We start from the raw sequence: 8,711 nt of genomic DNA, 5'->3' as shown, positions 1-8,711 counted from the left end.
TCCTGATCCTGTCGTTCAGATATTCATAGAAGACGTTCTCGCTGAAGGAGACCTTTTTGCCATTGATGGGCAGGCCGAGGAACGTTCCCTTGGGCGTGCAGTTGAACTGGAGGCGGCTGGCGATGAAAGGCGGATCGGAGATCAGCAGTTGCACATCGAAATAGAGGTCGGGAATTTCCCGAAAATCCCGCTCCAGCATGTCGCGGTAGCCTGACAATCCGACGCGGTCGCCGTTGTAATGCACCTCGTCATGGACAAAGCGATGCAGCCTTTGCCAATCCTGATTGTTGAGGCAGTCGATATAGCCTCGATAGAGATCGGTTTCGGTCACGGTGATGGCTCCGTTGCTGACGCTTGGACGAGATCATGCTCGACCGGAAGATAGAACGACCGTGGGCACAGTCCAGACGTTCCAGCCCCCGGTACCGGAATGCATCGACCAGCAGCGAGCAGGCTGATGTCGCAGTAGGCGTGCGCGCTCTACGACCCAGCCGGATGAGGTCGACATCAACAAGATCCTGTCTAGGCCGACGGCGCAGGAGTGTTGAACAGGGCAATCGTTTCGGATTTCGAATTCGCTCATTTTTCGAGCGCTGGCACTGCCCCTCACCTGCCTGCCGGCATCCTCTCCCCGTATAGTGACGGGGAGAGGGACGCTGCAATCGCCGGTTTAGCCAATCACCTGCGTTGCAAGGAGGACGCCGAGGCTGCCGCCAGCCCCTTCTCCCCGTCACTATACGGGGAGAAGTGCCCGGCAGGGCGATGAGGGCGGCGTCGCGAAGACCCGAGGATCCATGCCGCGACCTTGGTGGCAGGTGCAGCGGAGCCCGATTCTGCACCGCTGCGGCGCCTGGAAGTCGCGGCATGGATCCTCGGGTCTGCGCCGCGTCGCTACGCTCCTTGCTTCGCCCGTGGATGACGAAGTCGGGGGCTTGGGCCAATCCCCAGATCTTGACGCACCGCTCTTCCTGCGCCAGCTTGCCGCCATGTTCGCTCGCGCGCCCGCCAACACCAAGCGAGGCCGCTCCTGCATAGCGCGGAGCGGCAGGCTGATTGCGCGACGATAAATCCGGCACGATAGATCCGGTTTGTTCGTTTCCCGCCCCGCCCGCACCATCAGCCGGCGGGGTTTTCATGTCTGGAGCCTTTTGATGATTGCCAATCCTTCCATCCGGTTTCGGCCGGCCGAGCCTGCCGACGCCGCCGCGATCAGGGATATCGTGCGTGCCGCCTATGCCAGATGGGTGCCGGTGATCGGCCGCGAGCCGCTGCCGATGCGTGCCGATTACGACAAGGCTGTCGCCGAGCATCCGTTCGATCTCGCCGTCGAGGACGGCCGCATCGTCGGCATGATCGAGACTTTGCTCGCCGACGATCACCTGTGGGTCGAGAATGTCTGCGTTGCGCCGCAGGCGCAGGGCAGGGGCATCGGCCGGCTGCTGCTGGAGCGCGTGGAAACCAAGGCGCGCGCGGCGGGACGCGCGGAGCTGCGACTGTTGACCAACGGCGCCTTCGAAGCCAATGTGTCGCTCTATCGCAAGCTTGGCTATACGATCGATCGGGAGGAGCCGTTCCTGAACGGAACGACGGTCTATATGAGCAAGCGGCTTGTTGGATGCCCACCAACCGGAGCGTGAGGATGGCTGCCAGGATCAAGCTCAAGCAACTCCCCGGCCTGTATGCGATTTCGCGGCTTCAAGCCGGTGACGGCATTCCTGCCTGGGCTGACGGACCAGGCTTCGTCAGCATCACCAGAACCGACGACGAGCTCTCGATCACCTGCCTTCAGGATCGCGTGCCGGATGCCGTCAAGCACGATCGCGACTGGGTCGCCTTCAAGTTGCAGGGGCCCTTTGCGTTCGACGAAACCGGCATTGTGCTGTCCGTCATCAGGCCGCTGTCGGAAAACGGTTTGGGCATCTTCCTGGTATCGACCTTCGATGGCGACCACCTGCTGGTGAAAGCGACAGACGAGCCCGCGGCTAGAGGATTTCTGCGCGAAGCCGGGCATACGCTGCTCTAGGCAGCTCATCGCCGCCCGCTGATCAACGATTGGCGCTCTGGCTCAATCCCTGGCGCGCTGGCTCAACCATTTCGGGGGTTGCGTTTGACAGCGCCGTTCGCGCATCGTTATTTCTAGCCCGATATCACGGCCGGACCGGCCATGCGGCACCCCCAGGGAGAAAACCATGTCACACGATCTGCAGTTCTATATCGATGGCGCGTGGGTCGATCCTGTGGTGCCCAACACGCTCGACGTCATCGATCCGTCGAACGAGGACGCCTTCGCGCAGATCTCGCTCGGCTCCAAGGCCGATGTCGACAAGGCGGTGGCCGCCGCCAAGCGCGCCTTCAACACATACGGCTTCACCTCGGTCGAGGAGCGCCTCGATATCCTGAACCGCGTCATCGAGGTCTACAAGAAGCGCAGCAAGGACCTGGCGCTTGCCGTATCGCGCGAGATGGGCGCGCCGCGCCAGATGGCGCTCGACAGCCAGGTGGGCGTCGGTCTCGCGCATTTGCAGAAGATGGCCGAGACGCTGAAGAATTTCCAGTTCCGCCATGTCAAGGGCAACCATCTCGTGGTCAAGGAGCCGATCGGCGTCGTCGGCCTGATCACGCCGTGGAACTGGCCGCTGAACCAGATCACCTGCAAGGTGGGTCCGGCACTCGCCGCCGGCTGCACCATGGTGCTGAAGCCGTCCGAAATCGCGCCGCTCGACGCCATCATCTTCGCCGAGATCATCGATGAGGCCGGCGTGCCGAAGGGCGTGTTCAACCTCGTCAACGGTGACGGCCCGGGCGTCGGCCAGGCGCTGTCCAGCCACCCCGACATCGACATGATGTCGTTCACCGGTTCGACGCGGGCCGGCATACTGGTGGCCAAGGCCGCAGCAGACACCGTCAAGCGCGTGCATCAGGAGCTTGGCGGCAAGTCGGCCAACATCCTGTTTCCGGATGTCGACCTCGCCACCGCCGTCAGCAAGGGGGTCGCCGGCTGCTTCGGTAACAGCGGCCAGTCCTGCAACGCGCCGACGCGCATGTTCGTGCCGCGCGACCGCCATGACGAGGCCGCCGGATACGCCAAGGTCGCGGCTGAAAAATTCACCGTCGGCCCGGCCGACGGCGCCAACACCAAGCTCGGCCCTGTCGTCAGCCAGGTCCAGTTCGACAAGATCCAGGACCTGATCCAGAGCGGCATCGACGAGGGTGCGACGCTGGTCGCCGGCGGCCCCGGCCGCCCTGCCGAACTCAATCGCGGCTACTATGTCAGGCCGACCGTGTTCGCCGACGTCACCCACGACATGCGCATCGCGCGCGAAGAGGTTTTTGGCCCGGTGCTGGCGATCCTGCCCTACGACACGGTCGAGCAGGCGGTCGAGCAGGCCAACGACACCGTCTACGGCCTTGCCTCTTACATCCAGGCCAAGGACCTGCAGAAGGCCCGCGACGTGGCGGCGCGCATGCGCTCGGGCAATGTCTACATCAACTATCCCCAATGGGACGCCGGCCTGCCCTTCGGCGGCTACAAGCAGTCCGGCAACGGCCGCGAATATGCCGAATACGGGCTCGAGGATTTCCTCGAGATCAAGGGCATCGCGGGCTATGAGGCGGCGGAGTAGTTCTTTGGCCGCAGCGTAGCTGGAGAGGGGCCGGCGCCGCCCCTCATCTGCCTGCCGGCATCTTCTCCCCGTATAGTGACGGGAGAAGGACGCTTTCGCGGATGATTTCGCCAATCTCCAGCATTGCGAAGGCGGCGCCGGCATTGCGGCCTGCATCTTTCTCCCCGTCACTATACGGGGAGAAATGTCCGGCAGGGCAATGAGGGGCGGCGCCGACCTCGGCGATTAGCGGTCTCGGTCACAAGGCCCACACTGATATGCTCAGCCATACCCCCCCCTCCTTGCCAATTGGCAGATACATGCTATATATCTGCCATTAGCGAGGTCTAAACATGCAGCTTCAAGCCATCACCACGACGCCGACCGCGGTCGGCTCGGCCATATCGGATGAAGAGGCCGGTGCGCTGGCGCGCACCACGGTCAATCTGTTCAAGGCCTGGAACCTCACCGACTTCGAGGCCTGCGTGCTGCTTGGCGGCATTTCGGCCCGCACCTGGGCACGGTGGAAGGAAGGCGGCATCGGCCGGATCGACCGCGACCTGCGCACCCGCATGGCGCATCTGATGGGCATCCACAAGGGGCTGCGCTACCTCTTCACCGAGCCGGCGCGCGGCTATGCCTGGATCCGCAAGCCCAATGCCACTTTCGGCGGGCAGTCGGCGCTCGACCTGATGCTGCGCGGCGACATCTCCGATCTCGCGGCGATGCGCGAATGGCTCGACGCGGAGCGTGGTGCATGGTGAGTGGGCTGGCGGTCCGGCGCCGCGTCCACTGGCCACAGACCTATCGCATCATCCGCTCCATCCATCCGCCGATCGACCTGTTCGAGGACATCGCCGACCCGCGCGACTGGGAGGCGCTGGCCGCCGTCGAGGAGAAGACCAACCCGCGCATCCGGCTCGAGCTCGGCGATCTCGGCAAGGTGCCGGCCGCAAGGCGGGTTTCGGGTCCCGGCGCCAGTTTCGTCATGGCGCCTTTCGTGCATTGCTCGACCTTGCGGCCCGGCCGGTTCTCCGACGGCAGCTACGGCATCTATTATGCCGGCGACAGCGAGGACGTGGCGCTCGCCGAAACCATCCACCATCACCAGAAATTCATGCGCGCCACCAACGAGGCGCCGGGCTGGACGGCCGATTTCCGCGTGCTGATCGGCAGCGTCGACCGCGACCTCGACGATGTCAACGCCGTGCCCGGCGTGCTCGACCCCGACGACTACACGGCGTCGCAGGCGGAAGGGCGGGCGCTGCGGGCCTCGGGAAGCGACGGGCTGGTGTGGAACAGCGTGCGCATGCCGGACGGAGCGTGCATCGGCATCTTCTGGCCCGACGTCATCGGTGTCCCGGTCCAGGGCCGCCACTACAGCTACCACTGGGACGGCGGCCGCGTCGACTTCGTGCGCCAGCACGACACCGGCAAGGTGCTCGAAGTGGTGTGAGCAGGGCAGGGCGGCTTGTCCTCACGCCAACGCCGCCGCCAGCAGTTTCGCCTGCGGCGTCAGCGCCTCGAAGCGGCGGGCGCACAGATTGAGCTGGCGCGTGGCCCAGTCATCGCCGAGCCGCAGGCTGCGCAGCGTGCGGGCCGAACGGCGCGCCGCACTTTCGGGCACGATGGCGATGCCGGCGCCTTGCGAGACCAGCCGGCAGACATTGTCGAGGCCGGGCACGCGGATGCGGAAGTGCAGGTGGCCACCGAGCCTGGCGGCCTGGCGGGTGATGTGCTCCTGCAAGGGATGGCCGGCGCTCAAGCCGACGAAGGCTTCGCCGAGAAGGTCGGCAAGGCTGGCGGTCTGGCCTTCGAGGCCGGGCCTGTTCCGCGCCGTAATCACCACCAGGCGGTCGACGAAGAACGGTTTTTGCTCGAGATGCGAAAGGCCGGCCCAGGTCGCGGCGATGCCAAGATCGGCGGCACCGTTCGCCACCGCCTCGGCGATCTCATGGCTGGGGCGTTCGTCGAGCTCGATGTCGATCCCGGGATGCGCGACCAGGAAGGCCGGCAGCGTGTCGCGCAGGAGTTCGCTGGTCGCCGCCGTGTTGGCCATCAGCCGTATGCGGGCGCGCAGGCCCGTGGCATAGGCGCCGAGGTCGCCGGCCATCGCCTCGATCTGGTTCTGCACCGCGCGCGCATGGTGGAGCAGCGCCTGTCCGGCCGCCGTCGGCACCACGCCGCGCCGGCGCCGCTCCAGAAGCGGCGCGCCGAGGCTTTCCTCCATGCCCTTGATGCGCGCGCTGGCCGAGGCCAGCGCCAGGCCGGCGAGTTCGGCGCCGTGCGTGATGCTGCCGCGTTCGGCCACCAGCAGGAACAGCCGGAGATCGGTGAGGTCGAAACGCATTTTTCGCTCCCGCAAATCGTGCCGCGCCAGCATCAGCCTTCGTTCAGGCCGAAGGCTGGCAGCGCAACTTCCACATTGTGGGCGGCCCGCATGTCCGTCAAATCATTTGCGACGGAGATAAGGGATGCGTGAAAAAACATCAGGCCGGCAAGGGCTAGGCATTCTTGAAAGCGCGGCGATCGTGCTGGCGATCGCGGTGGCCTCGCTTGCCATGGCGCAAGCGCAGCCTGGTTCGCATGGATGCGCCGCGGCGGCGGCTTCCGTCAGCCGCGATGCCGTGCCGGCAAGCCCGGATGCCGAGGCGACGGACATGTTGTTGCATGATTGACCGGATTGGCATGCTCGAGTTCCATCCATAATGAACGTCCATCCATGCTAAGCATCGGCGCCGTCGCCTTCATCGGTTTCGTGTTTCTCGCCGCCGGCCTCGTCAAGGGCGTCGTCGGCATGGGGCTGCCGACCGTGGCGATGGGCCTGCTGGCGGCGGCCATGCCGCCGGTTGAGGCCGCCGCCTTGCTGTTGATTCCGTCGCTGGTCACCAATCTGTGGCAGTTGTTCACCGGTCCGTCCTTCGGCGGCTTGTGCAAACGGCTGTGGACGATGATGGCCGGTGTCGTCGTCGGCACCGTGACCGGCGCCGGCCTGCTGACCGGCGCGCACACGATGATCGCCTCGGCCGGGCTTGGCGCCGCGCTGATGCTCTACGCGCTTGTCGGCCTGGCCAAGGCCGGCTTCACCACGCCGGCGCGCCACGAGGCCTGGATATCGCCGCTGGTCGGCGTGGCGACCGGGCTGGTCACCGGCGCCACCGGCGTCTTCGTCATTCGGCGGTGCCATATCTGCAATCGTTGCGGTTGGACCGGGAAGCCCTGATCCAGGCGCTTGGCCTCTCCTTCACCGTATCGACCTTGGCCCTCGGCTTCGGACTGTTCAGGGCCGGCGCGCTTGCCTCGCCGACGGCGCAATTGACGGGGTCGGTGCTGGCCCTGGCACCGGCGCTGGCCGGCATGGTCGTCGGCCAGGCGCTGCGCCAAAGGATGAGCGTCGAGACTTTTCGCACGGTGTTCTTCGCCGGCTTGCTGGCGCTCGGGGCCTATCTCGCGTTGGAGGCTGCGCTGCAGGGCTAGTCTAAAAAAGCCAGGCCCCAAAACCTCTTTCGAGTGTTTCGGCGGGGCCCGGCATTTTGGAGGATCAAGCGGTGCGCTTGCGTGCCTGCATGACGCTCAGCCATATGGCCGAGACGAGAAAATAGAAGGCGCCGAACGCGGCATAGGGCGCGATATCGATGATGCCGGGCGTCGCGGCGCCGATCGCCTGTTTGATGAAGAAGCCGCCGGCAAGCGCCGACTGCGCACCGCTCAGCACCATCGCCCATTGCGCGCCTGCCCGCCAACGGCGCACGCCGGTGGCAAGCTGGAACAGGCCGGAGAGAATGGCCCATGCCCCGAACACCGCCAGGACCGCATGCGGGCCCTGTCCAAGGGCGATGAAGACCGCGATCGCCGTGATCGTGCTGACCGCCGCGTTGAGCGCCTGGCTGGGATTGGCCTTCAGGCCGCCGCTGCGCTGCGCGTCCAGAATATTGGCGATCGCGTCCCAGGCCGGGTAGGCGACCAGCAGTATCGCCGCGACCGGCGGCGCGCTTTTGCCAAGGGTGAAGGCCGCCGCCACCCACGCGACCGAAAAGCCGGCGCGGAGGAAATAATATGACTTCAGCCACTGCGATGCGGCAACGCCGCTGGGCGCCTGGATGGTTTGAGTGCTCATTGGAACGTCCTGTCTTGTTGGATGGCCCGAGGCTGAGAGGCGGCGGGTTGACCCGCTTGATCACGCCCTCGGGGTTGGATGATTGGAACAGCCCATTCTCGCGCCCTCGGCGCGGGAATGGCTTTGCGCCAAGGCGAAAACAGCGCATAATCAATGGGAAAGGCGCTATCCTTGCCAAGGAATGTATGAGAACCGGTCGGCCATATCCATGATTGAATCGCCTGAAAACTTGACCATTCTTCCGGATGGAGGGCCGCGTGCGGGTGTCTCCGGCGACCTTCTCTCGCATGTGCTGGCGCAGATCAGGCTTACCGGCGACGAGGTCTTTTCACGCACGCTGGCGGAGGCGGAGCAACTCGATCTCGACGAGGGGCAGGCTCATATCGTCGTGGTGACCGCCGGCGCGCTGCGCATGGAGAGCGAGGACCAGGCCGCCGCCGTCATCGAGGCCGGCGACCTCGTGCTGCTGCCTCGCGGTCCCGGCGCGTCGCGGCTGGTGGCGTCGCATCCGCGCGTGGCGATCGTCGTCTGCCGCTTCTGGTTCGATCCGGACAGCCTGCGGGGGATGATCTTCGCCTTGCCGCACTGCATTCACATCCAGCGTGCCCAGGGGGCAGGGTGGGTCGATGGAATGCTGCCGTTCCTGATGGTCGAAACCAGCGGCGCCCAGCCGGGTGCTGCCTTGATGATTTCCCGCATCATCGATCTCATGGTCATCCGCACCTTGCGCAGCTGGGTGCATGAAGGGCACGCGACGGGCTGGCTCGGCGGGCTTTCCGATGCCCGCATCGCCCGTTCCCTGAAGGCCATCCACGAAAGGCCGCTGCAGCGGTGGAGCATCAATGAACTGGCCGACAAGGCCGGCATGTCACGTTCGAGCTTCTGCGAGCGCTTCGCCGCGCTCGTCGGGCGTTCACCGCTGCGCTACCAGAATGAATGGCGCCTGGGCCTGGCCCGCGATCTGCTGGCCCGGCGGGACGCGCGCGTGGGCG

General features: G+C 65.5%; 10 protein-coding genes and 1 pseudogene. 8 read left to right on the top strand and 3 right to left on the bottom strand.

Annotation, left to right across the window (positions count from 1 at the left end; all coding sequences use genetic code 11):
* The coding region (locus tag EOA36_RS18800) for an ester cyclase (protein ID WP_127278911.1) at positions 1–331 on the bottom strand (331 nt) is incomplete at its 3' end.
* Positions 332–1,151: 820 nt separating this feature from the next.
* Between EOA36_RS18800 and EOA36_RS18790 the strand changes: the two genes are divergently transcribed.
* From EOA36_RS18790 to EOA36_RS18765, 5 genes are all read left to right on the top strand, one after another.
* Positions 1,152–1,637 carry a GNAT family N-acetyltransferase gene (locus EOA36_RS18790; protein WP_127278910.1) on the top strand — a complete coding sequence of 162 codons (486 nt, stop codon included), beginning with the start codon at positions 1,152–1,154 and terminating at the stop codon, positions 1,635–1,637.
* Between the two features lie 2 nt (positions 1,638–1,639).
* Positions 1,640–2,023, top strand: a complete 384-nt coding sequence (locus EOA36_RS18785) for an ACT domain-containing protein (protein WP_127278909.1) — start codon at positions 1,640–1,642, stop codon at positions 2,021–2,023.
* Between the two features lie 166 nt (positions 2,024–2,189).
* Positions 2,190–3,623, top strand: coding sequence for an aldehyde dehydrogenase family protein (locus EOA36_RS18780; protein WP_127278908.1), 1,434 nt, complete (start codon positions 2,190–2,192; stop codon positions 3,621–3,623).
* A 332-nt stretch (positions 3,624–3,955) separates the two neighbouring features.
* Complete coding sequence (locus tag EOA36_RS18770; protein ID WP_127278907.1) at positions 3,956–4,366, top strand: MbcA/ParS/Xre antitoxin family protein; 411 nt, start codon at positions 3,956–3,958, stop codon at positions 4,364–4,366.
* Positions 4,360–5,058 carry an RES family NAD+ phosphorylase gene (locus tag EOA36_RS18765; RefSeq protein ID WP_127278906.1) on the top strand — a complete coding sequence of 233 codons (699 nt, stop codon included), beginning with the start codon at positions 4,360–4,362 and terminating at the stop codon, positions 5,056–5,058. Before EOA36_RS18770 ends, EOA36_RS18765 begins: the two co-directional genes overlap by 7 nt.
* Before the next feature lie 21 nt (positions 5,059–5,079).
* On the opposite strand, the gene EOA36_RS18760 is transcribed toward EOA36_RS18765, so the two are convergent.
* Positions 5,080–5,952: a LysR substrate-binding domain-containing protein gene (locus tag EOA36_RS18760; RefSeq protein ID WP_127278905.1), complete on the bottom strand. Its 873-nt coding sequence runs from the start codon at positions 5,950–5,952 to the stop codon at positions 5,080–5,082.
* Between the two features lie 124 nt (positions 5,953–6,076).
* Here EOA36_RS18760 and EOA36_RS18755 point away from each other — a divergent pair, with 124 nt between their 5' ends.
* Together EOA36_RS18755 and EOA36_RS18750 are read left to right on the top strand one after the other, a co-directional pair.
* Positions 6,077–6,280: a hypothetical protein gene (locus EOA36_RS18755; RefSeq protein ID WP_127278904.1), complete on the top strand. Its 204-nt coding sequence runs from the start codon at positions 6,077–6,079 to the stop codon at positions 6,278–6,280.
* 44 nt (positions 6,281–6,324) lie between these two features.
* Positions 6,325–7,079 (top strand): annotated as a pseudogene (locus tag EOA36_RS18750) (sulfite exporter TauE/SafE family protein).
* Positions 7,080–7,143: 64 nt separating this feature from the next.
* Here the strand turns inward: EOA36_RS18750 and EOA36_RS18745 are convergent.
* A complete protein-coding gene (locus EOA36_RS18745; RefSeq protein WP_127278903.1) occupies positions 7,144–7,719 on the bottom strand; it encodes a DUF308 domain-containing protein in 576 nt (191 codons plus the stop codon).
* A gap of 208 nt (positions 7,720–7,927) precedes the next feature.
* Here EOA36_RS18745 and EOA36_RS18740 point away from each other — a divergent pair.
* A partial coding sequence (locus tag EOA36_RS18740; RefSeq protein ID WP_145969214.1) for an AraC family transcriptional regulator occupies positions 7,928–8,711 on the top strand: 784 nt, incomplete at its 3' end.

This window comes from Mesorhizobium sp. M8A.F.Ca.ET.021.01.1.1 (assembly GCF_003998025.1).
In the GTDB taxonomy this organism is placed as follows: domain Bacteria; phylum Pseudomonadota; class Alphaproteobacteria; order Rhizobiales; family Rhizobiaceae; genus Mesorhizobium.
Note: the sequence above shows the minus strand (reverse complement) of the source record. Positions and strands in the feature narration are given on the sequence as shown.